Here is a 24,835-nt window from a genome sequence, read left to right as displayed (position 1 = left end):
GATTAAGGAAATAATTCTTCAATATAGAAAGCTGGGATTTAATTGTATAATCTGCGTAGAAAAAATTTTTGAAGATAATCTTTATGTACAATTTTATAAAAAAAATAATTGCATCGTATATGTAGAATCTCCCAAATACAAAAGTGTATTTCAATTTTTGCAGAATCTCCCAAAAGTAGATTTTTATTGGTATAATGGTGCCGAAACTTTTGATGAATATTTTTCAAAAACAAAAAAAATAAATCCGACTTCTACCACTATCTATGATATGGTTGATATTCATTTTCTTCGGATAAAACGTGCTATAGAACTCCAACCAACATCTGTTCAACTTCAAAAAGAATACAAAAAATTTTACGAAATAGAAACTCAAAAATCCAAACAAGCGGATAAAATAATTGCAATTTCTGAAAATGAAAAATTGATGATGAGTGAATTTTTAGACGATTCTAAAATTGTTGTTATTTCTAACATTCATTATCCTAAAATTAAAATAGAAGAAAGACAAAGTTTTGAAAATAGTAAGGATATAATTTTTATTGGTTCAGTTCATGAACCTAATATAGATGCAGTTGATTTTTTATATAAAGAAGTAATGCCGAAAGTGTGGAATTATCTACCGGAAATAAAAGTCAATATAATTGGTAATGTGATAGAAAAACTTGACATTTCTATGTACCCAAAATTTAATTTCCTCGGATTTGTAGAAAATATTGACAGTTATTTTAAAGAAAATAAAATTATGGTTGCGCCCCTTCGTTATGGTGCGGGTGTAAAGGGCAAAATAGGACAAGCATTCGAATTTCACCTTCCTGTTGTTACGACAGAAATAGGTGCGGAAGGAATGAATTTGGTCAATAATCAAAATGCTTTAATTGAGAATAATGCGAATGATTTCGCAGATGCTATTATAAAACTGAATAATGATAAAAGACTCTGGGAAACTCTAAGCCAAAATGCAGAAGGAAGTTTAAAACCATTTCTTTTGGCAAATGTTTCTGAGAAGATAAAAACCCTATAATTCTGCACGAAAATGACTTCCAGAATAAATTATCATGGCTACTTTGACGGCAACTTTGGAATTGCCGAAGCAACCAGACTTAATGTGTTAGCGTTAGAAAAAAGTGGTTTATTTATTAATAAGATTAATTATTCCATAGAACAGAACCATCAACGTTTAACAGAAAATGTTCCTGATTGTGATATAAATATTTTTCATGTTAACATTAATGTGATCACACTTTTTTTTGCCAGCAACAAAGATTTGAATCTTGTGGGGAAATATAACATTGTTTATTGGGCTTGGGAATTCCCTGAAGTTGATAGAGAGAAAATTGAAGCGCTAAATGCTTTTAATGAACTTTGGGTTCCAAGTGATTTTTGTGTGAATATTTTTACAAAATACACCCAAAATCCGGTTATAAAAATTCCGCACGCAATCGAGATTCAAAACCATTCCAAAGAATTCAGCCGCGAAGAATATCATATTCCAAAGAATTCCAAAATCTATCTAACCATTTTTGATTCATTAAGCTCAACAGCAAGGAAAAATCCACAAGCAACTATTGAATCCTTTTTGAATACACACTCAGAAGACCTTGGAACCTGCTTAGTAGTTAAGACTTTTAATGCAGAGAAAAGCCCAAATACTCAGCAATTAATCAATACCTTTAAAAATTATTCTAATGTGGTTTTTATTTCTGAGCATTTTTCTAAACAAAAATTATTTTCATTAATTCAGCAATGTGATGTGTTAATCTCTTTGCACGGATCAGAAGGATTCGGGCTGACAATGGCAGAAGCAATGGCTTATGGTAAGATTGTGATTGGAACCGGCTATTCCGGGAATTTGGAGTTTATGAATGTCAACAATAGTTTTTTAGTAAAATATGATCTAATAACTATTCCCGATTTTGTTTATGGGTCTGATGAAACTCTCACTCTTGCAAAACCAAATACAAAAGATGCTTCAGAAAAGCTTTCATACATCAAAAACAATTTTGACGATTTAAAAAAAATTCAACAAAATGCGAATATAGAAATCACTCAAAATTTCTCTTTAGAAAACATTGGAAACCTTATGAAGCGTCGGTTAGAATTTGTAATGACTATGAAATCAGAATATAAAGCTTCTTCACAAAAAGCTCAAAATATATTTTACATTAACGAAATCAAAGTATTAAAGGCAAGGATAAATTATTTGGAAAAGACTATTTATAACAAAATCAGAAAGCAGATTAATAGTTTTTTTAAAACACTAAGAAATAAAAAATAATGGATAATCAATTTGCTGGAAAAACAATACTTATAGGAATCGCAAATTATGTTGGTCTTCCAGAAAGATTCCAAGAAAATCTTGAGTTCTTGGGATTCAAAGTCATTGTATTGAAACATGATACAAGCAGAGTTCCTATTCCCTTAAAAGACTCTATCATTCATATCTATAAAAAATTCATATTAAATGATAAAACACACAAGCAGTCAACAAGAAACAAAATAAAAGAGACTATACAATTAGATTTTTTAGAGAGAATTAATGAAAAAATAGACTATGCTTTATTTACTCGACCTGATTTATTTAGCATCGAAGTTATAAAAAAAGTTAATCAATTATCTGGCAAATCGATTGCCTATCAATGGGATGGAATTGACCGTTACCCAACTGTTAAAAAATATTTCAATCTGTTTGATAAATTCTTTGTTTTTGATATCAATGACACAAACAAAAATCCAAATTTAATTTTTACTACCAATTTTTATTTTGACGATTTAATCTCAACAAAACATAGCATAGAAAAAAAATCTGTCTTTTTTGTTGGATCTGCCATGAAAGACCGCTTTAAAACACTGAACGATATTGCTTTAAAATTAAAGCAACTACATCTAATTCCTAATTTTTTTATTTATAATTATGGAAAGAAAAAAATTGATAAAAATAAAAATTACAATTTTTCATTATTAATAGAACCTCTTTCTTTTAAAAGCAGTATTATCGAGATACAAAAATCAGATTTTTTACTCGATTTACATAATCCTGCTCACAATGGGCTCTCATTTCGAACATTTGAAAGTTTAGGATATAAAAAAAAATTGATTACTAATAATTCCTTAGTCAAAGATTATGATTTCTACAACCCTAATAATATTTTTATTTTTCAAGGAAATGATTTCTCTGGAATAGAAGATTTTATGAAATCTCCATATGAATTATATAACGACAACATTTACAAAAAATATAGTTTTACTAATTGGATAGACAATATTTTAAAATGAAAATGAGCTGAAGTTACAGCTCATTTTTTTTTTACTCTCTATCATACTCATCCTCCAACCTCACAATATCATCTTCACCAAAGTAAGTTCCAGTCTGAACTTCTATGAAAACAACAGGCTTATCCGTAAGATTCATGATTCTGTGTTTAGCACCTAGTGGAATAAAGATGCTTTGTCCATAAGCCAAAGGAATTTCCTCACCATCCAAAACTATTGTCGCATTACCTTCGATGATTGTCCATTGTTCTTGTCTTTTGTAATGAAACTGATAGGATAATTTCTGTCCAGGATTCACTTCAATTCTTTTTAATTTATAGTTTGGTTCATCTGCCAAAACATAATATTTTCCCCAAGGTCTTTCTCCTATTTCTAACATAGCTTATATTTTTAATCGTCAAAAATACTATTTCGTAAAAGATTAACCAAATTCAAAATGCAAAACGTTCAAAATTTATTAATTTTGCACCACATTTTTTTAGACATAAGATTATTTATAAATAATCTTAAAAAAATAATTATCTGAATATGAAAAAAGTAAGAGTGCGTTTTGCACCAAGTCCAACAGGAGCTTTACACTTAGGAGGCGTTCGAACTGCTTTATATGATTACCTTTTTGCCAAAAATCAAGGCGGAGAATTTGTTCTTAGAATAGAGGATACAGACACTGCAAGATATGTAGAGGGAGCTGAAGATTATATCATGAACTCTTTGGAATGGTGCGGAATTATTCCTGACGAAAGCCCAAGAGTTGGCGGACCTTATGCGCCTTACAGACAATCTGAGAGAAGAGACATCTACGACAGATATAAAGAGCAGATTCTAAAGACAGATTACGCTTATCTTGCTTTTGACACGCCTGAAGAATTGGATGCAATCCGTAAAGACTTTGAAGCTAGGGGCGATGTTTTCGCATACAACCATCAGACAAGACAGCAATTGAGAAACAGCATTTCTCTTTCATCAGAAGAAGTTCAGAAATTATTGGATTCAAATGTTCCTTATGTGGTTCGTTTCAAAATGCCAATTGACAGAGTTCTCAACCTTCAAGATATCATCCGAGGAAATTTTTCAGTAAATACCAATACGCTAGATGATAAAGTTCTAATCAAAAACGATGGAATGCCAACTTATCATTTCGCCAATGTTGTGGATGATTTTGAAATGAAAATTTCTCACGTTATCCGTGGTGAAGAGTGGTTACCATCTATGCCTTTACACGTTTTACTATACGAGGCAATGGGATGGGAAGCGCCAGAATTTGCGCATCTTTCTTTAATTCTAAAACCAGAAGGCAAAGGAAAACTCAGCAAAAGAGACGGCGCAAAATTTGGTTTCCCAGTTTTCCCAATGGATTTTAAAGATCCGGAAAGCGACGAAATCTGGAAAGGCTACAAAGAATCCGGTTATTTCCCAGAAGCTTTTATCAATATGACTGCGCTTTTAGGCTGGACACCAGCAAACGACAAAGAAATTGTTTCTATAGACGAAATGATTGCAGAATTTGACCTTCATAAAGTTCATAAAGCTGGCGCACGATTCGATCCTCAAAAAGCAAAATGGTTTAATCAAGAATATCTTAAACTAAAGTCTAACGAAGAAGTTTTAGTTTTATTAAAAGAAGTTGAAGAAGTAAAAGCTTTGAATCTTTCTGATGAAAAATTATTGAACGTAGTTTCATTAATGAAAGAAAGAGCAACTTTCGTTATTGACATTTATAACGATGGAAAATTCTTTTTTGAATCACCAACTTCCTACGATGAAAAAGCATTGAAAAAAGCATGGAACGACACAACTTCTGCTATTTTGAAAGATTTTTCTTCTAAACTAGAAACTTCAGAATTCGATTCTGAAACATTGAAAGAAGCCATTCATCATTTTGCAGAAGAACATTCTTTGGGAATGGGAAAAGTGATGATGCCTCTACGTCTGGCTCTTGTAGGAGAATTGAAAGGTCCTGATGTTCCAGATATTATGAACATTATCGGAAAAGAAGAAACGTTGTTGAGAATAGAAAGAGCTATTAGTTTAAACTAATTAATTTGTCAGTCTGAGGCTCTCGAAGACTTTTATTAATATTAGAAATCCATTTAAAAAAAATAGATTAATTTTGAACGGTTTAATCCAAACAAAATATGGAGTATTTAGAATTTGAACAACCTGTAAAAGAACTGATCGAGCAGTACGAAAAATGTGTACAACTAGGTACAGAAAGCGGAATTGACGTAGATGAATCCTGCAAAAAGATCAAGACTAAAATAGAGGAAACTAAGAAAAAAATATACGGAAATCTTACACCTTGGCAAAAAGTTCAGCTTTCCAGACATCCGGACAGACCTTACACACTTGATTATATCAATGGTTTGGCGGATGCAGGAAGTTTTGTAGAACTTCACGGTGATAGAAACTTTGGTGACGATCCTGCAATGGTTGGCGGAATTGCCAGTATCAGTGGAAATACCGTAATGATTATTGGAACTCAGAAAGGTAGAACTACCAAAGAACGTCAACACAGACGTTTTGGAATGTCTAATCCGGAAGGCTATAGAAAAGCGCTTAGATTGATGAAATTGGCTGAGAAATTCGGGATTCCTGTGGTCACATTGGTTGACACACCTGGAGCTTATCCTGGTCTTGAAGCTGAGGAACGTGGACAAGGTGAAGCGATTGCCAGAAATATCTTTGAAATGTGTTCTCTTAAAACACCAATTATCACAATTATTATTGGAGAAGGTGCAAGTGGTGGTGCATTAGGAATTGGCGTTGGAAATAAGGTTTATATGATGGAGAATACTTGGTATTCTGTTATCTCACCAGAAAACTGTTCCGCAATCCTTTGGAGAAGCTGGGAATACAAAGAAACTGCAGCAACCACAATGAAACTAACAGCAGAAGATATGCTGAAACAAAAATTGATTGACGCTATCATACCAGAACCGCTTGGAGGTGCTCATTATGATCTTAAAGCAACTTTTGAAAATGTGAAAAAGGTTTTATTAAAAGACATCAAAACACTTTCAAAAGAACCTGCTGAGAAATTGGTAAATGACCGTCAAGAGAAATTCATTGCGATGGGAGAATTCAAAGGGTAATTATTTTTCTTTGATTATATAAAATAAAACCTTTCAGAGTTTGAAACTTTGAAAGGTTTTTTATTTCTATTGATTGACAGATGTTGATTGGAAGCCGAATCTGCGCCCCGACTTGAGCAGAAATCCTTTTTTGCTTGTACTGCGAGTTCTATTTAATCTGAAATCTTCCTGCAAAAAAGATTGGGAGCGGAAGGCGGATAAAGGCGCCCAAATAATTCATAAAAAAAGCGATTCAAATAATTGAACCGCTTTTATTTTATAGAAAATCTATTGATTATTCAGCATCGAAATCAGCATCTGCTTCTGCAGAAACTTTTTCGCCTTCTTCTTTAGATTTTTCTTTATCTGCTTTTCTTTGAGACAAACCTTCTTTGATAGAAGCTGAAACTACGCTCAACAACATATCAATAGATTTAGAAGCATCATCATTTCCTGGGATTACGAAATCCACTTTTCTTGGATCTGAGTTAGTATCTACGATACCGAAAACTGGTATACCCAATTTTTTTGCTTCGGTTACTGCGATGTGCTCTCTCATGATGTCAACTACGAAAATAGCTGAAGGAAGACGAACCATGTCAGAGATAGAACCTAAGTTTTTCTCAAGATTAGCTCTTTGACGATCAACTTGAAGTCTTTCTTTTTTAGATAAAGTTTCGAAAGTACCATCTTTCTTCATTTTATCGATAGAGTTCATTTTCTTAACTGCTTTTCTGATAGTTACAAAGTTTGTAAGCATACCACCTGGCCATCTTTCTGTGATGTAAGGCATGTTAAGTTCAGCAGCGTGTTTTGCTACTACTTCTTTCGCTTGCTTCTTAGTAGCTACGAAAAGAACTTTTTTACCAGCAGAAGTTAATTTTTCCAAAGCCGTACAAGCTTCGTCCAATTTAACAGCTGTTTTATGTAAATCTACGATGTGAATACCGTTTTTCTCCATGAAAATGTATGGAGCCATATTTGGATTCCACTTACGAGTCATGTGACCGAAGTGTACGCCAGCCTCTAAAAGGTCTTTTACATTTGCTTTTGCCATGTTTTCTTGTTTTTGTTAGTTTACTTTCCGCTTTTCCGCAATCAACTTTACTTTAGATGGGAGTAAAGTTTGGATGCTAAACGTAACGGGCAATATTTTAATTTAGATTAATAGATTTTAGATAAAAGATAATTGACCAAAAAAAGTCTGAAATCCAATATCTGCAATCCGATGTCTGAAAAAAATTAACGTTTTGAGAATTGGAATCTCTTTCTCGCTTTTTTCTGACCTGGTTTCTTTCTCTCTACCATTCTTGCATCTCTAGTCAACAATCCATGAGGCTTAAGAGCCAATCTGAATTCTTCGTTGATTTCGCATAGTGCTCTAGAAACACCTAGTCTGATAGCTTCTGCCTGACCAGTAATCCCTCCTCCAAAAACATTAACAGTTAAGTCATATTGACCTAGAGTTTCTGTTAATAAAAATGGTTGATTCACTTTATAAACCAAAACATCCGTACAGAAATAAGTTTTAGCATCTTTACCGTTTATAGTGATATTACCAGTTCCTGGCTTCACATAAACTCTTGCAACAGAAGTTTTTCTTCTTCCGATTTTGTGTACTATAGACATATCAATTATTTGAATTCGTTAACATTGATTACTTTTGGCTGCTGCGCTTCGTGTTTGTGCTCAGTTCCTTCATATAGATAAAGGTTTTTGAATAAAGCAGAACCTAATCTTGTTTTAGGAAGCATTCCTTTAACAGATTTTTCCAATACTTTAAGAGCATCTTTTTTCTTAAGCTCCTCAGCAGTCATAAACTTCTGTCCACCTGGATATCCAGTGTGCCAGATGTAAGTTTTGTCTGCCCACTTGTTTCCGGAAAGTGTAACTTTCCCAGCGTTCAAAACGATTACGTTGTCTCCACAATCTACGTGTGGCGTGTAATTCGTTTTGTGCTTACCTCTCAAAATCTTTGCAACGGTAGAAGCTAGTCTTCCCAACGGTTGCTCAGCAGCATCTACAACAACCCATTCTTTATTTGCTGTAGCCTTGTTTGCCGATACTGTTTTGTAACTTAATGTATTCACAATTTATCGTTTACGATTAAACATAATTTTCCCTCAAAGGGTGTGCAAAGGTATGAATTTTTTCTCGGATGAAAAATTTTCCTCAGAAAAATATTTTAATTTTCTAAAAATTAATACGTTAACCAATCATTAATGGACTAAAAACTTTCTGAAATTTGTCAAAATAGACTTTATTTATAATTCGGGATTTTTATATTTTTGAGGAAAATTCTATAAAATGAGCCACGGAAAACTGAGAGAAGAAAAAGATTGCCTTAATTGCGGACACATTGTTGAGGAACATTATTGCCCACATTGCGGCCAACAAAACATTGAAACCAGACAACCTTTCCATTATTTGTTCACTCATTTTGTAGAAGACTTCACCCATTATGACGGGCAATTTTGGGGAACTCTCAAAAATCTTCTTTTCAAACCCGGTAAATTAACCAATACTTATCTGGAAGGTAAAAGACAAAAATTTGTTCCACCGGTTAAGCTTTACATTTTCATCAGTTTTATTACATTTTTCCTGTTTGCTGTATTTCCACCTTTCAATATTAATTTCGAAGGTGAAAAAGAATCGCAGACTGAAAAGCAATACAAAGCCAATCAAGTTGAAGATGCCCGTAAAATGCTGGACAGCATCAAGGCTGAAGGTTCTTTTCGTGGTAAAGATTCTGTGGCCATCAATAAAGTGAATGCCATATTAAAAGATTCCGCGCAAATTGATGACTTAAAAAATAGCTTTGATATGAGTAAAAAACTGGATGATGATTTCGAATTTAATGGTTACACAAATAGAAAATCATATGATTCTGGAAAAGTGAAAAATCCTTCGTTTTACGATTTCATCAATGTTCCTGTTGCTCATAAATTTTTTGAACTAAAAGAAAAAGGCGTGACAAAAGGAGAAATTGTGAAAAAACTAACAGAAACATCATTTCATAATCTCCCGAAAGCACTTTTCATCTACTTACCGATTTTTGCATTTTTCCTGTGGATTTTCCATAACAAGAAAAAATGGTGGTATTTTGACCACGGGATTTTCACACTGCATTATTTCAGTTTCTTATTGCTGACCATTTTATTATTTTCTTTTTTATATAAATTATCAAATGTCACACCTACTTCAATCAGTGTAATTATTTACTTACTGATGAATGTTGTATTTTTCTATAGTATAATTTATTTCTTCATAGCTCACTACAAAGTTTATCACACGCACGGCGTCATCAGTTTCATTATTGGTAGCATTCTGTTTATGTTCAACTTCTTTGCATTTATGTTTTTGGTTATTGGACTTGGAACTGTAAGCTTCCTGATGATTCATTAAAAAATAAAAAGCCGGACTTCTTTCGAAATCTGGCTTTTAAATTATATCTCTAAATCATTTTCTTTACCCCAACCCTAAAGAGTGAAAAATAATTTTAATACCTCAACGATTTGCTTTCTCGGAAGCTTGCAATCATATAATAAGCTACGAAAACTGTAGAGAACTTAATAATAGACGGAACTGCAGTTTCGAAATCAAAGAAGATTAACCCAACAGCAACCAAGAAAACAATTCCAATCAAGGAAATTCCCATTTTCTTTGGCAAAGACCATTCCGGATGGTCAACGAAATAAGCCAATCCCCAGCCAATCCCAAACGCAGCAGCCACATAAAGCTCTACCCAAAAATCTGCCTGCTCTCCTGTAAAACGTCTCAGGAAAAAACTAATTAAAGTTCCTACTACAAAATACATCAGCGCTTTTACCATTTCAAAAAATTTTGACAAAAGTAAGAATTGTAATTTATACAAATCTAGAGTTTGCTCCAAAACCACAAAAGTCACAAAAGCCATTTGTTCTTTTTTGGTTGATCAAAAGTTCAAAAAAGATGATGTTTAATGCATTTTCCTTTTTTGAACTTTTGCTGTTAAAGTTTTTAATGATTAAAATCAATCAGAATCAAAACTCTCCTCAACAAAATTCCTTAGATTTGTGTAAATGATATTTTTATGCGCGAGGTAAGGCTCAATTCTATTCTGGATAATGACTTCTACAAAATCACAATGCAAAATGCAGTCGTGAAATTATTCACGAACGAAATTGTAAGATACGAATTCATCAACCGTGGGAAACATCAATTTCCGGAAGGTTTTGCAGAAGAACTCAGAAAGTCTGTCAACGCAATGGCAGAACTAAAACTTACCAAAGACGAAAAAAAATATCTGAAAGTCACTTGTCCTTATCTTGCTCTACCCTATCTCGATTTTTTAGAAGGTTTTCATTATGACCCTTCTGAAGTAAAAATCGAACAAAACGGAAACGAACTAAAAGTTTCGGTTGAAGGTCTTTGGTACAGAACCATTCTTTGGGAAGTTCCTCTCCTATCTCTTATCAGCGAACTTCATTACGAGATGAATCATATGGAGCGTCAAACCAACGAGGAAGTCATTAATAAAACCGTTGAAAAAGCGGTTCATCTTACAGAACTCGGAGTTCCGTTTGCTGAGTTTGGAACTAGGAGAAGACATTCTTACAAAGTTCATAGATTGGTAATGGACGCTTTAATTCAAGATAAAAAATCGACTTTTACGGGAACTTCCAATGTTCATTTGGCTATGCTTTACAATGTAAAACCAATTGGAACACACGCTCACGAATGGTTTATGTTTCACGCTGCGGAATTTGGTTTCAAAATGGCGAATTCTATTGCATTGGAAAATTGGGTGGATGTTTACCGTGGCGATTTAGGCGTTGCTCTTTCTGACACTTATACGACCGAAGTTTTTTTTCAGCAGTTTGATAAGAAATTTGCAAAGTTGTTTGACGGCGTTCGTCACGACAGCGGTGACCCTTTAGAATTTGCTGATAAAACGATTGCACATTATCAAAAGCAAGGTATCAATCCGTTATTCAAATATATTATTTTCTCCGACGGTTTGAATCTTGAAAAAGTGGAAGAAATCACCAATTATTGCAGAGGAAGAATCGGAATTTCTTTTGGAATTGGAACTAATTTGACGAATGATGTTGGTCTTAAACCAATGAATATCGTAATGAAACTTATCAGTGTAAAAGGCATCAATAATGAATGGATTCCGACTGTGAAATTATCTGACGAAAAAGGGAAATACACTGGTGACCCGAAAATGATTGAGTTGGCGAAAGAGTTTTTGAGGATAAAGTAATTATGAATAAAGAGAAGTCTAAATTATTTAGAAAAGTTAATACTACCACTTTTAATGTTCATCACAATTTTTGTGGAGATTTTAAAGATGCAAGGCATAAAAAAGAAACCTTAGAATTAACTAAAGGAAAAATGTCTGGTAAAAAAGAACGTGGTTTGGATTACACTCCTCTTTATAGATTTCTATTATCAAAAGTTGGCTATGATTGGAATGAAGTTTTTAGTGAAGCAAAATCAAGATTAGATAAAAGTGAGCCGATATTTTGGCAAGTTGCGTTAACCGAACAAGACAAAAAAGATTTTATTCGAGTTGGTGAATCTTATTATTTTTCTGGCTTATATGTTGATAATATTGGTATTCTACAATTAACAAATCCAAAACTTCAAGCAAAAGATATGAAACCATACTGTGATTGTTGCACTCACACCTTTAATGGAAAATTATTTGGAACTGAATAAATAATCTTTTCTAAAATAACTTATCATTATCTAATTATTACATCAATATTCTTATTGATTTTTCAAAAACCGACACATTTTTAACATTCTCCGCATTTATTTTCATTCGGGAAAGTGAGAATACACCTTTCTATATATAAATCTCTGTTAATTTTATGTAATTCTCATTGTCGCATCAAAAAAGTTTTTAATTTTACTTAAATCGAAAGTTTAAAATTTAAACAGAACCAAAGTCAATTCATTTTGCTTTGGCATAAGATTTAATAATAAATAAAACACAATTAAAAATAATTTTATACTATGAGAAAAACAATCAAAATTGCTGCTCTTGCCTTGATGGTTTCAATGACAGCTGTTTCTTGTAAGAAAAAAGTTTCTGATGCGGAACTGACTTCACAAGCAACTACAGTAATCACAGCTTATCCTGGAACTACTGTGGAAGTGAAAGAAGGACAAGCTCACCTAAGCGGAGTTTTCGCAACGGAAGCTGATAAACAAGCAGCTATTGCAGCTCTTAAAAAAGTAGAAGGCGTGAAAGACGTTCACGATATGGCAACTGTTGCTCCTGTGGCAGCGCCTGTCGAAGTAAACACTGTGGACGCGGCAGTTTTACAAAAAGTAAATGATGCTCTTAAAGATATCCCAGGTGTAAAAGCTGAAGATGTTGCAGGCACATTGACATTGACTGGTTCTACAACTTCTGCTAATGCAAGAAAAGTGAAAGAGTCTGTAGATGCGCTTAAGATTGGTAAATACGATAACAAAATCACTGTAAAATAATCACAAATGAGTTTACAAGACAAATATGCAAGTGTAGTTTCTGCAGCTCAGTCAGCAGGGCTTTCAGAACTTTCTGTTCAAGAACAAGACGGTGTTCTTTACATCACGGGAAAAGCAACCAATAGCGCTTCTAAAGATTCTGTTTGGAATGCTTTAGGAGCAATTGATTCTTCATATACGGCAACCGACATTAATATTGATGTTCAGGTTTCTGGATTGGCAGCTGGTGCATCTTTAACGGTTGCAACAGATCAATCTAACCTCAACATCAGACAAGAACCTTCTACAGAAGCTGCTGTTGTTGGAAAAGCAGCCAAAGGCGAAACCGTAACTTTGTTAGAACAATCCTCTGACGATTGGTGGAAAATTAAAACCAAAGATGGTGAAGAAGGTTATGCTTATGCAAGATATTTGAAAGCTTAATTTTGAACTTTTAATAACATTGAAAACCTCTGATTTTTCAGGGGTTTTTTCTATTTTTGAGGTTTACTAATCATTCGAAATGAAAATCAAATTCCTTATTATTTTTGTTCTAATGTTCATCGTCAGAATTAATGCAACGTCGCAGGAGCTAGACAGAATAATATTAGAAAACAAAGAATATAGTCTTTTGAATAATCCTTTAGAAAAATATTTCGAGCTTCATCCTGAAGATCATCCTATTCACGGTGAAAAAATCTTTAAAACAAATAAAAAAGGAGTTGTTCCAAGCGGTATATTTCTGGATTCTGCTAATTTTGGATATTCCTATTTATACACGCAATATATTTTACTCACAATTCAAAAAGATTCCGTTATAAAAGAAAAATTTGTTAATGGTTGATTATTAATACAAAACCTCTTTTGTCAGAATACTTTCAATATTATCCGGATAATCCACTTCTAATCTTTTTTCGGAATTAATCCATTCTCGGATTTTGATTGGGTCCAGTTTGTCCGAATTGGCGATCCCCATTTTGTGAAGTGCAAACGCATTACACTCTTGCTCGTATTGATTTTCTATTGGGATAACGAATAATTTCTTGTACATAAAAAGCGCTTCTGCAGGTGTTTCGAAGCCTGCATTACAAAGGATTCCTTCGCAAGATTCGAACAATTCCAGATATTTTGTTTCGTCAATCGGGAAAACCTCTACGTTATTGAATTTCTGATGTTGCTTGGCATATTTTGAGAAAACCTTCCATTCAACATCAATTCTTGTAAGGAAATTAGTAATTACCTCATCCGAAAAACTTGGAAGATAAACCAAATAATGACCTTTGTTTTCAGGATTCAGTTTTCTGATTTTTTGTCTGATAACAGGCTTCTTGATATGCGAATTATAGTTCTCAAAATGAAACCCAATTTTCTTGTCACAAGGCACATAATACTTCAAAATCATATCGCCGAGCCAGTCTTTTTTCTCAGGTTTTGGCGTTTCTTTAAAGGTCAAAGACGCTTGATGACTCAGTTCTACAATTGCTAGATCTTTTAATTTTGCCGCCCAACCTGTCAATGGTTCAAAATCGTTGATAATCAAATCATAAGCACTCAAATCTAAATCTTTAATGACTTTCGCAGCTTTAAAAAAATTATTCTCAAAAAACGTTTTCTTGTAAGACAATCCACCTGTTTTGTTATAAAGCAGAGAAATACCTTTGAACCGGAAGTCGATGTCAAAATCTGACTTCAATTGGGTCTGATGCCCACTGATTAAAGTATCCACAAGCGCGTGCTTTTTCAAAATCGGGATGATCTCCTGAGCTCTCGCAAGATGTCCGTTTCCTGTACCTTGGAAGGCGTATAATATTTTCATATCGCTTTAAAAAATTAAATATTTGTGTTTCTTTATTTTAGCATTATCCGTTTGAGGCTCTCAAAGAATTTATACAATCTGAGTCACGATTTTCATTAGTTCCGCGCTGTTGATTTCCTTCATTTCATCGATTTCCTCATCCAGCAAATTGTGTTTTTCATCTTCATAAACAAACAATTTCCACTCACCATTATGATATTCCAGAGCGGAAAGGTTTTCCACCCAATCTCCTGAATTCAGATAGATACATTTGCCTTTTTTGTTTGTTACTTCTCGGATTTGAGGCTGATGAATGTGTCCGCAAATCACATAATCAAATTCATTTTCAATGGCCAACTCGGAAGCGGTTAATTCAAAATCACCGATATATTTTACTGCTTTTTTGACATTGTTCTTGATTTTTTTTGAGAAGGAATATTTTTCTCTTCCCATTTTTTCCAATCCCCAGTTCACAAGATTGTTAATCGCAATCAATAAATCGTAACCTTTTCCACCCAACTTTGCAATCCATTTGGAATGCTGAACTGATGCATCAAAAACATCACCGTGAAAAATCCAAGCTTTTTTCTCACCAAGTTTCAAAACGTGTTTGTTACACAACTTCAATTTCCCTAATTCGAAATCTGTAAAATTTCTGAATGCCTCGTCGTGATTGCCTGTGATGTAAAAAACCTCCGATTCTTTGGTCGCAAATGAGATTAATTTTTTGATAACCTTGAGATGAGACTTCGGAAAATAAGATTTTTTGAACTGCCAGATGTCGATGATATCACCATTCAAAATCAAAGTTTTTGGACGGATAGAATTCAGATATCTCAGTAATTCTTTGGCTTTACAACCATAAGTTCCAAGATGTACATCAGAAATAATGACAATTTCAACATCTCTTTTCATATACAGATATGATTTGTACAAAGAACGAAATCTAATTTAAACTGAGCGTGAATGCTATTTTATTTTTGTTGATGAGAAATCTTGATTTTTCACTGATTGACTTAATATTAATTTAAAATATTGGTGGTTATTCTCTCAAAAATATTAGTTTTGTTCAGTTACAATTTATATTAAAGAAGTTTTAAAATTTTATTGGAACACAGAGCACACAAAGAATTTATAAAATAATGCTCAATAGTTCACAAAGTCGCTTCGCTTATAAGAGAATTTATTCTTTGTTAAGTTTTACGCCTTTGTGAGCCTTAAAACATTTCAATAAATGATATCTCAGTGGACTTTGTGTTCAAAATATTTAAATATATAGAAAGTTATGAAAGGTCAAAACAAACTGTTTTTCGCAATTATTTTTGCATTGATTTTGGGAGTTATTTTAGGAGGCGTTGTGCACACCAATTATCCCGATTCGGCAGATGACTTTTCAAAAAACATCAAACTTCTTGGAACCGTCTTCATCCGACTGATTCAGATGATTATTGCGCCTTTGGTTTTCTCCACTTTAGTTGTTGGGATTGCAAAAATGGGCGATATCAAGATGGTTGGTCGTGTTGGTACAAAAGCGATGCTTTGGTTTATTACAGCATCTTTGGTTTCATTAATGATTGGATTGGTTTTAGTGAATTGGCTGGAACCTGGTCACGTGACAAAACTCCCACTCACAGATGCTTCTTCTGCTTCCGAAATCGTGAGTAACAGCAAAGGATTTTCTATGGAAGACTTTGTAAAACACATCATCCCAAAAAGTTTATTCGAAGCTTTTGCGACCAATGAAGTTTTACAAATTGTTGTCTTTTCTGTAATGTTTGGGATTGCATTGTCAGCAATGGGCGAAGAATATACAAAACCAGTTATCAAAGGTTTGGACGTGATTGCTCACGCTATTTTGAAAATGGTGGGTTACATAATGTGGGTTGCTCCGCTTGGCGTCTTCGGAGCGATTTCTGCAGTTGTTGCAACCAATGGTTTTGAGATTTTCAAAGTCTATGCAATCTATCTTCGAGACTTCTTCTTTGCCTTAGCTGTTCTTTGGCTGGTTTTACTTTTGGTTGGCTATATGATTCTTGGTAATCGACTTTTTGATTTGTTGAGAAGAATTAAAGAACCATTATTGATTGCATTTTCCACAACAAGTTCCGAAGCTGTTTTCCCAAAATTAGTAGAAGAATTAGAGAGATTCGGATGTAATAGCAGAATTGTTTCTTTCATTTTGCCTTTGGGATATTCTTTCAATTTGGACGGAAGTATGATGTATATGACGTTTGCATCTATTTTCATTGCACAGATTTATGGAATTGATATGCCTCTTGGACAACAAATCATAATGCTTTTGGTTCTAATGTTGACGAGTAAAGGAATTGCGGGTGTTCCGAGAGCAAGTTTGGTAATCATCGTCGCAGCGTGTGGGATGTTTGATATTCCTGTGGAAGGAATTGCTTTGATTCTTCCAATTGATCATTTCTGCGATATGGGAAGAAGTATGACAAATGTTCTTGGGAATGCGTTAGCGACTTCTGCTGTGAGTAAGTGGGAAGGACAATTGGAAAGTTAATAGAGGATTATGAAGAATTTAAAAAAAATTTTATTAGCAATTATATTTATATTTTCAGCATTAAACTTGAAAGCTGAAACCTGGAATGAACCTTGGCAAAAAGAAATTATAGAAAAATCTGATTATTTTGTTTTTGGCAAAGTGATTGAAAATAAAGGTAAAAATGCAAAAATTAAAATCGAGAAAAGATTTGGAAATGAAATAACTCCTGATGAGATAATAATTGATAATTATTGCCTTCTTGAATTAACGAGTAGTTCTGGGGAAACTATAAATATTGATTTAAAAAGAAATTCTTCTTATTATTTATTTTTAAAAAAGAATAAGAACAATAATTATTCATTACCTACACCAACTTCAGGATTTGCAGAACTTGATAATAAAAATGTTATTGCAACATATAGACACAGCTATCACCAAGCATCAATTCCTCAAATTATTTATGAACTAACGTTTGAAAATATTTGGAGTTATTACAAGACAGGAAAATTTGATAAAACAAAAATTTTAAATTTTATTAATGATTACTTAAGCAAACATCCAGCGGGTTTTGCCGAAAATGAAATTTCATTATTCTATCTTCAACATTCCGCTTTAGAAACAGCTTATCTTCTTGATTTAATGCCAAATATTAATGACGTTTTAAAATTTGCAAAGTCTGAGAATTTTCATTCAAGAGTTTCTGCTTTACAACTTTTAGGTAATTATAAAACTAAAGAAAGTGACAACTATCTAATTTCTGTAATTTTAGATAAAACATCTGCTAACTTTGAAAAAGTAATTGCAATCTGGTCTATAAAAAAATCGAATAATAAAGAATATTTCGAACTTTTAAAGAAAAATATTTCTCAGTTGTCCGACAAAAGTGAAGGATTTGGAGGAAACATTATGGATCCTAGAGTTGGCACATATTTTCCAAGCCCAAAACAAGCTGTCGAAAGTCTATAATAATACTAACTGCGGATTTAGGTTTCTACAGAATGACAAAATTGGATTTTCATTGTCAAAACTGGATTCGAAGGAAAAATCCCATAGCCCTGATGGGAACGGCATCCTTTTTTGTGATTGCGGGAAAAGTTTCTAAAGATTGCTTCACTTCGTTCGCAATGACAAAAAAGATATAGTGAACAGCAGGTTCCCGGCTCCTAAAATGAGTTGGAGCGTTTGAGAGTATGGGAGTTTTTACCTTATCATTAATTTTTTGAACACTAAAATGCTCAAACCCTACTACTCAAAAACCCTGCCAAAAATCATCTAGATAGACAAAATCATAAATTCAATTAATTCTAAATTAATTTTAAAATCCGTAATTTTGTAGCCACTTAAAGAATAATAAATTTTATGCTGACGAAATCAAAAGTTCAGGATTTTCTGAAAGAGATAGAAGTGGATGACCTTGTGAGTAATTTCCAAGTGATGGGCGATGATGTGTATATCGATATGACGTCTCACTCGCCTGCAATGCACGAGAAAAAGAAATTGGAAGTTGCTATGAAACAAGCTTTTGCTTCGGAATTCGGGGAACATATCAACTTGAAATTGAAAATAACTTCTCCTGAATTGCCGGCTACGCCCGCGACGAACGAAATCAAAGGGAAACAAATCCCGGGAATTCAGAATATTATCGCCATCGCTTCCGGAAAAGGTGGTGTTGGAAAATCTACAGTTTCTGCTAATCTTGCGGTGACGTTGGCAAAAATGGGTTTCAAAGTTGGATTGCTGGATGCGGATATCTACGGACCGTCTGTTCCTACAATGCTTGATACAGAAGGACAAAAACCAATTTCTGTAGAAGTAAATGGTAGAAATCTGATGAAACCGATTGAAAATTATGGTGTGAAAATGCTGTCAATTGGATATTTCTCAGGCGCCAATCAAGCAGTAGTTTGGAGAGGACCAATGGCTTCTAAAGCTTTGAATCAGATGATTCGTGATGCGGATTGGGGCGAATTAGATTTCCTTTTGATTGACCTTCCTCCAGGAACCGGCGATATTCACTTATCTATTATTCAGGAAGTTCCGGTTACAGGAGCTGTGATTGTAAGTACACCTCAACACGTTGCGCTAGCCGATGTGAGAAAAGGAATCGCAATGTTCAATATGGAAAGCATCAACATTCCTGTTTTGGGATTGATAGAAAATATGGCTTATTTTACGCCAGAGGAATTACCTGAGAATAAATATTATATCTTTGGAAAACAAGGCGCTCAGTTTATGGCAGAAGATTTGGGAATTCCGGTTTTGGGAGAGATTCCATTGATTCAAAGTATCAGAGAAGCCGGAGATGTTGGAAGACCAGCGGCGCTGCAGGAAAATTCCAAAATATCTGAAATTTATACAAAAACTGCCCAAAATATGGTAGAAAGTCTTGTAGAAAGAAACAAAAATCTACCTGCAACCGAAGCCGTGAAAATCACAACAATGGCTGGTTGCTCGCCTAAGAAAAAATAATAAAATGGATAATACAAATCAAATTCAGGAAGAACTGGTAACGAAAGTAATGGACGCTTTGGACAGCATCCGCCCGTTTTTGCAAAAAGATGGTGGCGATATTGAGCTAGTAGATGTACAGGAAGACAAAGTTTTTGTCAAACTACTCGGAAACTGCTCTAGCTGTGGTATCAGCAGTTCTACAATGAAACTGGGTGTGGAAAACACCATCAAGCAATTTGCGCCAGAGATACAAGAAGTTATCAGCGTTTAAAAAGTAAAAATCCCGATTCAGTTTTTGAATCGGGATTTTTTTATTCTAAGTATTTTGTTACTCTACGATTTCTGCATCGATGATTTTGGAATTTGGATTATTCCTTTGACTTTCCCAAAGCAGAAATTTGTCCACTTCTTTCATTAATAAAGGAATTGCTAAAGCTAAGATTGCTAAATCATCCAAAGCCCCAATCACAGGTACAAAATCTGGAATGATATCAATAGGCGAAACCACATAAATCAAAGCCAAAGCTGGCAACAGAATATCTGTGAATTTCATTTTATATTCTCCTTTGTAATACAATTTTATCATTCGGAAAACAGAAGGAATCTTCTGCAAAAATCCTTTGTGTTTGATGGCTTCCTGAGCTAATTTAAATTTTGAATATTTCATTTTTGTTTTTGTGTTTATTTTTCAACGAATCAAAGTTCGCAAATTCTATTCCATTGTATTTTTAATAATTGTTAATTAACTTTCTTTAAGATTTACATTATTTTTTGAAATCTTTAACCACATAGGCACATAGAAAAAATGCTATAATAAGAGTTCACTAAAGTTAAAATAGCTATTTAATCTTTAGTAAGTATTTTAAAATTCAAAATCATATGTGTCTATGTGGTTTTAAAAATTTACGTCAATTTGTCCGTCAGTTTTGCAAATTGTTTTTCTGCACTTTTTCCTTCATACAAAATATCATACACAGCATTAATGATAGGAAGTTTCAGTTTTTTTTCTTTACAAATAGCATAGATTCCATTCGTTGCATAATAACCTTCGGCAACCATACTCATTGACTGAATGGCAGATTTCACGGTATAACCTTTTCCAATCAAATTCCCCAAGTTTCTGTTTCTGGAAAATAACGAATAAGCCGTTACAATCAAATCTCCCAGATAAGCACTATCATTCACATCTCTTGGTTCCGGATAAATTGCTTCCAGGAAAGTTTCCATTTCACGAATGGCATTGGAAACATAAACCGCAATGAAGTTATCACCGTAACCTAAACCGCTTGCAATTCCTGCTCCGATGGCATAGATATTTTTCAGAATCGCAGAATATTCGTTTCCGAGAATATCGCAACTTGTATTAACTTTAATATAAAAAGATGACAAAATCTCTTGCAAAGTATCCGCATCATCTTGTTCAGCAACAGCAACAGTCAAATAAGACAAACGTTCCATCGCCACCTCTTCTGCGTGACAAGGACCGGCAATAACCGCCTGATTTTTGAATCCGATTTTGAATTCATCACGAAGATAATGTGCCACGATGTCATTATGTTTCGGAACAATCCCTTTGATAGCAGAACAGAATAATTTGCCTTGATAATCGCAAGTCAGTTTCTCCATAAATTCTGCCAGATAGATGGACGGAACCGCCAGAATAATCACATCACAATTGGAAACCAACTCGTTGATATCTGTTGTAATCTGAAGTTTTTTAAGATTAAAACTTACCGTTGTCAAATAGCTCGGGTTGTGCCCTCTCTGTTCGATAGCACCTTTTACAAACTCATTTCTCACGCACCAATGCACAGACTTGCAATTTTCCAAAAGCATCTTTACAATAGCCGTTGCAAAACTTCCGCTTCCTAAAACTCCAACGCGTGTACTTTTAGTTGCTTTAGTCAATTTCTTTGTCATTTTTGTTTGGCTTTAATAGCAACTACAAATCTAAGGTTATTTATGAATCTACATAAATCTAAGTTTGCTTTAACAATAATTTAAGAATAATTAACTTTTGTTATAGATAAAGACATTCGTAACATCGATTAACATTGATAAAAATAAAAATTCCTTACTTTTGCAGTCCATTTTAAAAATCAATTAATGGTCCAATTTCTGAAATCGAAGAAGAAAAAAAATATTGTCCTTATATTATTACTAATTATCTGTTTTATTGAAGGTCTAGTCATCGGGAAACTTTATAATGGAAAAGATGACAAAGTCTATCAGGTCAATATTGTAAAAATCAATAATGAAAAAGACAGTATCGACCATCTTCAACTGAAAACCGACCTCGCTCTTGTTGACCAAAGCATCAGAAGCATCGATGGATTTCTAAAATCAAAAAACGTTTCTGACCTTAGAATTGAAAAACTGGCAAAAGATAGTTTAGAAAATGAAGTTTACTTGGCAAAAGTCAGTAATCGATACAGCCAATATTTGGTTGACCTTGAGCAAAGATTACAGCAGATTCCTTTGGGAATTCCGACTGACGGTTATATCTCTTCCAATTTTGGAATCAGAAAAAACCCTATTCCTCCCAAATCTGCGGACATTGCTAACAATTCTAATGTTGCTGAGGAAAAAGACAGCCTTGGTAATGTCGTGAAAAGACAAGCCATAGTAAAAGAAGACAAAAACGCATCCAGCAACGCTCCTGCTGAGAAAGACCAAATGCAGTTCCACAAAGGATTAGACGTCGCTGTAGCTTACGGAAGTCCTGTGAAAGCAGCAGCGGCTGGAAAAGTGATTTTCTCCGGTGTGAGAGGTGGTTACGGAAATTGTGTGATGATAGAACACGGTAATGGTTTGGTAACTTTATACGGACATCTTTCCGAGCTTTTGGTTGAAACGAATGACAGAGTAAAAGTCAATCAAATCATTGCAAAATCTGGCAATACTGGACGTTCTACAGGACCTCATCTTCATTATGAAGTTCATAAAAATAATCATCCGGTTAATCCTAGATTGTTTTTGAATTTTTAATTCAATAGGTCTTCGAGAACCTCAGACTGACAATTGAATTGTCTTCGAGAGCCTCAGACTGACATTACAAATTGAAGTAAATTTCTTTCAATTAACTTTTACGCAAAGATTTTATTAAGATTAAAGTTTCCAAAGATTCAATTAATTGCTTAATTTCATTCGAAATATTATCCAATAAAAAACGCCCGACTCAAAAGAATCGGGCGTTTGTATTTATTTTAAGAATTATTTCTTCAATACTTCAAGAAACTCATCGTGAGAGATTGCAGTTTCGTTTTTCTTAGATTTTTCCAAGATAACGTCTTTCAATTTCGCCATAGCAACTTCAGAAGAAATTTGTCTTACTTGGTTCTCGTCTTTCAACATTTCTGCTGCATATTTTTGAACCTCATCATCTCCTAAATGGTGGATTCCGTAGATTGCTAACTGGTTTCTTACCAATTGCTCAGCTTGTCCAAGAACTTCAGCATAATCCAAATTGATTTCGTTATCGTTCATCAATTTTCCTTCAAGGATTTGACCTTTGATAATGTTTTTTTCGTTTTCAAGGATTTCTTTTGCTTGCTCCTCAGAAGTGATATTCTGATTAGAGAACAACAACCATTTGATTAAGAATTCTTCTGGTAATTTAATTTCTTCTTTCTCGTTTACTTGCTCAAGAATTTTGTTTACGAAATGAACATCAGCATTTTGTTGGAAATACTCATCCAATTCAGTTTTCACTCTAGCTTTCAATTCTTCTTCAGTCGTGATAACATCTTTACCATAAACTTTGTCGAACAACTCTTGGTTAAGTTCTGCCAAGTTCAATCCGTAGATATCTTTTACAGTTACTTCAACCTCGTTGTGGTGAAGGTGTTCTGCTTCTTCCTTGCTGAAACCTAATTGTTTTGCCAATTCTTCTTTAGCTACTAAATCTTCTTTAGAAACTTTTACAGAACCGTCTTTTTTCAATTTTTTAACCAAATCGTAAGCTTCTTTTTGCTCTTTAGAAACAGTGATGTTTTTTGGAGCGTGATTGTGCTCACCTTCTGCATCAGCTTCTACAACTTGAGAAACTTCCAAAGCAACGTAAGAATCTTTACCAATTTTCTCTTCAGCTACTCTTTCTGCAAAACGCTTTTGCATATTTTCTACACTTGTAGATATTTCTTTGTCAGAAGCTTCTACTTTGTAATGAGGCGCTTCATATTTAGTCAAATCCACAGTGAATTCTGGCTCGTATCCAACTTCGAAAGCTACAGACAAAGACTCAGCATTGTGGTTGAAATCATTAACTGGCTGAGGAACTGGTTGTCCAACTAGTCTTAGTTTGTTTTCGTTTACATAACCGTTCAACGCTTCAGAAACCTGCTTGTTGATTTCTTCGAAAGCAATTCCTGCTTCATATTGTTTTCTAACCATACTCAATGGCACTTTTCCTTTTCTGAATCCAGGAACCTGTGCATTTTTTGCATAGTTGATCAATTGCTTTTCTACTTTGTCCTTATAATCTGCTTTCTCCAATGTCACCGTAAGTAATGCACTTACCTCATCGTGGTTTTTAGCTGTAACGTTCATTAATTGAAATTTTTAGGTTGCAAAAGTAGTCAAATTCTGAGGAACTTCAAAATTAAATACAATCTTGAATTTTATAAAAAATCATAAAATTTCATTAAAAAAACAAAGATGCCTTACAAAAGACATCTTTATTTAGATATAATTGAATGATCTTGGGATTAATGAGCATCCACAGTAATATCAACATCCGTCTCACCTCCAGTTGTCTGACCTAATTGATTGGTTGCTGACGGATAGTTTTGATTAACTGTTGAAGGACCGTGGATTAATTTGATATTCATTTTTCCAGTTTCTTGAGTAGAATTAACAGTCCATTCTGTTTTCAAACCTAATTTTTGACCGTCTGTTCTTACAATATCGTCCGCTGCTCTCAACACAACAATATCCGCATTAGCTGGACCAAATGTAATAAAGTGCTGATCTTTTTCTTCCTCAATCTCATCAGAAGAATGGTAATGATCGTCGTGCTTGATTTGGAAATCTAATACTGCCGTATAAGTATCACCAGCGTGCAAATGCAAATGTCCGTCTGCTTCTCCACTGATTACATTAACTGTTTGGACATCAGAAGCATTAGCTTTATTAGTCAATGTTAAAACAACTTTTCCGATTTCGTCGTGCTCGTGTACATCTTCAGGAACTGCATCATCATTTCTACAAGACAAGATAAAAAAGGCTGCTAAAATTGCTAGTGTTATATTTAATAATTTTTTCATTTTGTTTAAATTTTAA

General features: G+C 33.9%; 27 protein-coding genes. 16 read left to right on the top strand and 11 right to left on the bottom strand.

All coding sequences use genetic code 11. The features are described from left to right. The first annotated feature begins 157 nt into the window (after positions 1–157). From DRF58_RS03715 to DRF58_RS03705, 3 genes are read left to right on the top strand one after another with little or no spacing between them, the layout of a single operon-like run. Positions 158–1,021, top strand: a complete 864-nt coding sequence (locus DRF58_RS03715) for a glycosyltransferase family 4 protein (RefSeq protein ID WP_157966703.1) — start codon at positions 158–160, stop codon at positions 1,019–1,021. A gap of 12 nt (positions 1,022–1,033) precedes the next feature. Then, a complete protein-coding gene (locus DRF58_RS03710) occupies positions 1,034–2,275 on the top strand; it encodes a glycosyltransferase (protein WP_116033000.1) in 1,242 nt (413 codons plus the stop codon). Further along, a complete protein-coding gene (locus tag DRF58_RS03705) occupies positions 2,275–3,273 on the top strand; it encodes a hypothetical protein (RefSeq protein WP_116032997.1) in 999 nt (332 codons plus the stop codon). The genes DRF58_RS03710 and DRF58_RS03705 overlap by 1 nt, the downstream gene beginning before the upstream one ends. 31 nt (positions 3,274–3,304) lie before the next feature. Here DRF58_RS03705 and DRF58_RS03700 read toward each other — a convergent pair whose 3' ends face one another. After that, positions 3,305–3,649: a phosphomannose isomerase type II C-terminal cupin domain gene (locus DRF58_RS03700; protein WP_116032995.1), complete on the bottom strand. Its 345-nt coding sequence runs from the start codon at positions 3,647–3,649 to the stop codon at positions 3,305–3,307. 149 nt (positions 3,650–3,798) lie between these two features. Between DRF58_RS03700 and gltX the strand changes: the two genes are divergently transcribed. Together gltX and DRF58_RS03690 are read left to right on the top strand one after the other, a co-directional pair. Then, complete coding sequence (gene gltX / locus DRF58_RS03695; protein WP_116032992.1) at positions 3,799–5,307, top strand: glutamate--tRNA ligase; 1,509 nt, start codon at positions 3,799–3,801, stop codon at positions 5,305–5,307. Between the two features lie 98 nt (positions 5,308–5,405). Beyond that, a complete protein-coding gene (locus tag DRF58_RS03690) occupies positions 5,406–6,362 on the top strand; it encodes an acetyl-CoA carboxylase carboxyltransferase subunit alpha (protein WP_116032989.1) in 957 nt (318 codons plus the stop codon). A gap of 274 nt (positions 6,363–6,636) precedes the next feature. Here DRF58_RS03690 and rpsB read toward each other — a convergent pair whose 3' ends face one another. The 3 genes from rpsB to rplM all read right to left on the bottom strand — a co-directional run bounded on the left by rpsB (position 6,637) and on the right by rplM (position 8,431). Beyond that, positions 6,637–7,398: a 30S ribosomal protein S2 gene (gene rpsB / locus DRF58_RS03685; protein WP_116032987.1), complete on the bottom strand. Its 762-nt coding sequence runs from the start codon at positions 7,396–7,398 to the stop codon at positions 6,637–6,639. A gap of 185 nt (positions 7,399–7,583) precedes the next feature. Next, a complete protein-coding gene (rpsI, locus tag DRF58_RS03680) occupies positions 7,584–7,970 on the bottom strand; it encodes a 30S ribosomal protein S9 (RefSeq protein WP_089874983.1) in 387 nt (128 codons plus the stop codon). A 5-nt stretch (positions 7,971–7,975) separates the two neighbouring features. Next, positions 7,976–8,431, bottom strand: coding sequence for a 50S ribosomal protein L13 (gene rplM / locus DRF58_RS03675; RefSeq protein ID WP_116032984.1), 456 nt, complete (start codon positions 8,429–8,431; stop codon positions 7,976–7,978). Between the two features lie 217 nt (positions 8,432–8,648). Between rplM and DRF58_RS03670 the strand changes: the two genes are divergently transcribed. Next, positions 8,649–9,746, top strand: a complete 1,098-nt coding sequence (locus DRF58_RS03670; protein WP_116032981.1) for a DUF3667 domain-containing protein — start codon at positions 8,649–8,651, stop codon at positions 9,744–9,746. A gap of 94 nt (positions 9,747–9,840) precedes the next feature. Here the strand turns inward: DRF58_RS03670 and DRF58_RS03665 are convergent, their stop codons facing one another. Further along, positions 9,841–10,257, bottom strand: coding sequence for a hypothetical protein (locus DRF58_RS03665; protein WP_317124850.1), 417 nt, complete (start codon positions 10,255–10,257; stop codon positions 9,841–9,843). Positions 10,258–10,413: 156 nt separating this feature from the next. Here DRF58_RS03665 and pncB point away from each other — a divergent pair, with 156 nt between their 5' ends. From pncB to DRF58_RS03640, 5 genes are all read left to right on the top strand, one after another. Further along, positions 10,414–11,589, top strand: coding sequence for a nicotinate phosphoribosyltransferase (gene pncB / locus DRF58_RS03660; protein ID WP_116032979.1), 1,176 nt, complete (start codon positions 10,414–10,416; stop codon positions 11,587–11,589). 2 nt (positions 11,590–11,591) lie between these two features. After that, positions 11,592–12,047, top strand: a complete 456-nt coding sequence (locus DRF58_RS03655) for a hypothetical protein (protein ID WP_116032975.1) — start codon at positions 11,592–11,594, stop codon at positions 12,045–12,047. Between the two features lie 300 nt (positions 12,048–12,347). Then, positions 12,348–12,827 carry a BON domain-containing protein gene (locus tag DRF58_RS03650; protein ID WP_116032972.1) on the top strand — a complete coding sequence of 160 codons (480 nt, stop codon included), beginning with the start codon at positions 12,348–12,350 and terminating at the stop codon, positions 12,825–12,827. A gap of 6 nt (positions 12,828–12,833) precedes the next feature. Next, positions 12,834–13,250, top strand: a complete 417-nt coding sequence (locus DRF58_RS03645; RefSeq protein WP_116032969.1) for an SH3 domain-containing protein — start codon at positions 12,834–12,836, stop codon at positions 13,248–13,250. A 79-nt stretch (positions 13,251–13,329) separates the two neighbouring features. Further along, positions 13,330–13,650 carry a hypothetical protein gene (locus tag DRF58_RS03640; protein ID WP_116032966.1) on the top strand — a complete coding sequence of 107 codons (321 nt, stop codon included), beginning with the start codon at positions 13,330–13,332 and terminating at the stop codon, positions 13,648–13,650. A 3-nt stretch (positions 13,651–13,653) separates the two neighbouring features. Here DRF58_RS03640 and DRF58_RS03635 read toward each other — a convergent pair whose 3' ends face one another. Then, the gene (locus tag DRF58_RS03635; protein ID WP_116032964.1) at positions 13,654–14,622 is read right to left on the bottom strand and encodes a glycosyltransferase family protein; all 969 of its coding nucleotides are present in this window, start codon (positions 14,620–14,622) and stop codon (positions 13,654–13,656) included. A 69-nt stretch (positions 14,623–14,691) separates the two neighbouring features. Beyond that, the gene (locus DRF58_RS03630) at positions 14,692–15,516 is read right to left on the bottom strand and encodes a UDP-2,3-diacylglucosamine diphosphatase (protein WP_116032961.1); all 825 of its coding nucleotides are present in this window, start codon (positions 15,514–15,516) and stop codon (positions 14,692–14,694) included. 370 nt (positions 15,517–15,886) lie between these two features. Between DRF58_RS03630 and DRF58_RS03625 the strand changes: the two genes are divergently transcribed. From DRF58_RS03625 to DRF58_RS03610, 4 genes are all read left to right on the top strand, one after another. Then, on the top strand, positions 15,887–17,122 hold the full coding sequence (locus DRF58_RS03625; protein WP_116032959.1) for a dicarboxylate/amino acid:cation symporter: 1,236 nt from the start codon (positions 15,887–15,889) through the stop codon (positions 17,120–17,122). Between the two features lie 9 nt (positions 17,123–17,131). Continuing rightward, positions 17,132–18,070 carry a hypothetical protein gene (locus DRF58_RS03620; RefSeq protein ID WP_116032956.1) on the top strand — a complete coding sequence of 313 codons (939 nt, stop codon included), beginning with the start codon at positions 17,132–17,134 and terminating at the stop codon, positions 18,068–18,070. Between the two features lie 393 nt (positions 18,071–18,463). Beyond that, positions 18,464–19,573 carry an Mrp/NBP35 family ATP-binding protein gene (locus DRF58_RS03615; RefSeq protein ID WP_116032953.1) on the top strand — a complete coding sequence of 370 codons (1,110 nt, stop codon included), beginning with the start codon at positions 18,464–18,466 and terminating at the stop codon, positions 19,571–19,573. A gap of 4 nt (positions 19,574–19,577) precedes the next feature. Beyond that, positions 19,578–19,826, top strand: a complete 249-nt coding sequence (locus DRF58_RS03610) for a NifU family protein (protein ID WP_116032951.1) — start codon at positions 19,578–19,580, stop codon at positions 19,824–19,826. Between the two features lie 57 nt (positions 19,827–19,883). Here the strand turns inward: DRF58_RS03610 and DRF58_RS03605 are convergent, their stop codons facing one another. After that, positions 19,884–20,222, bottom strand: coding sequence for a YkvA family protein (locus DRF58_RS03605; protein ID WP_116032948.1), 339 nt, complete (start codon positions 20,220–20,222; stop codon positions 19,884–19,886). A gap of 236 nt (positions 20,223–20,458) precedes the next feature. Next, a complete protein-coding gene (locus DRF58_RS03600) occupies positions 20,459–21,475 on the bottom strand; it encodes an NAD(P)H-dependent glycerol-3-phosphate dehydrogenase (protein WP_116032946.1) in 1,017 nt (338 codons plus the stop codon). 186 nt (positions 21,476–21,661) lie between these two features. Between DRF58_RS03600 and DRF58_RS03595 the strand changes: the two genes are divergently transcribed. After that, the gene (locus DRF58_RS03595; RefSeq protein WP_116032943.1) at positions 21,662–22,543 is read left to right on the top strand and encodes a M23 family metallopeptidase; all 882 of its coding nucleotides are present in this window, start codon (positions 21,662–21,664) and stop codon (positions 22,541–22,543) included. Positions 22,544–22,768: 225 nt separating this feature from the next. Here the strand turns inward: DRF58_RS03595 and DRF58_RS03590 are convergent, their stop codons facing one another. Further along, a complete protein-coding gene (locus DRF58_RS03590; protein WP_116032941.1) occupies positions 22,769–24,103 on the bottom strand; it encodes a trigger factor in 1,335 nt (444 codons plus the stop codon). 158 nt (positions 24,104–24,261) lie between these two features. Then, the gene (locus DRF58_RS03585) at positions 24,262–24,819 is read right to left on the bottom strand and encodes a hypothetical protein (protein WP_116032938.1); all 558 of its coding nucleotides are present in this window, start codon (positions 24,817–24,819) and stop codon (positions 24,262–24,264) included. Positions 24,820–24,835 lie beyond the last annotated feature (16 nt).

Source organism: Epilithonimonas hispanica (assembly GCF_003385395.1).
Lineage (GTDB): Bacteria > Bacteroidota > Bacteroidia > Flavobacteriales > Weeksellaceae > Epilithonimonas > Epilithonimonas hispanica.
Note: the sequence above shows the minus strand (reverse complement) of the source record. Positions and strands in the feature narration are given on the sequence as shown.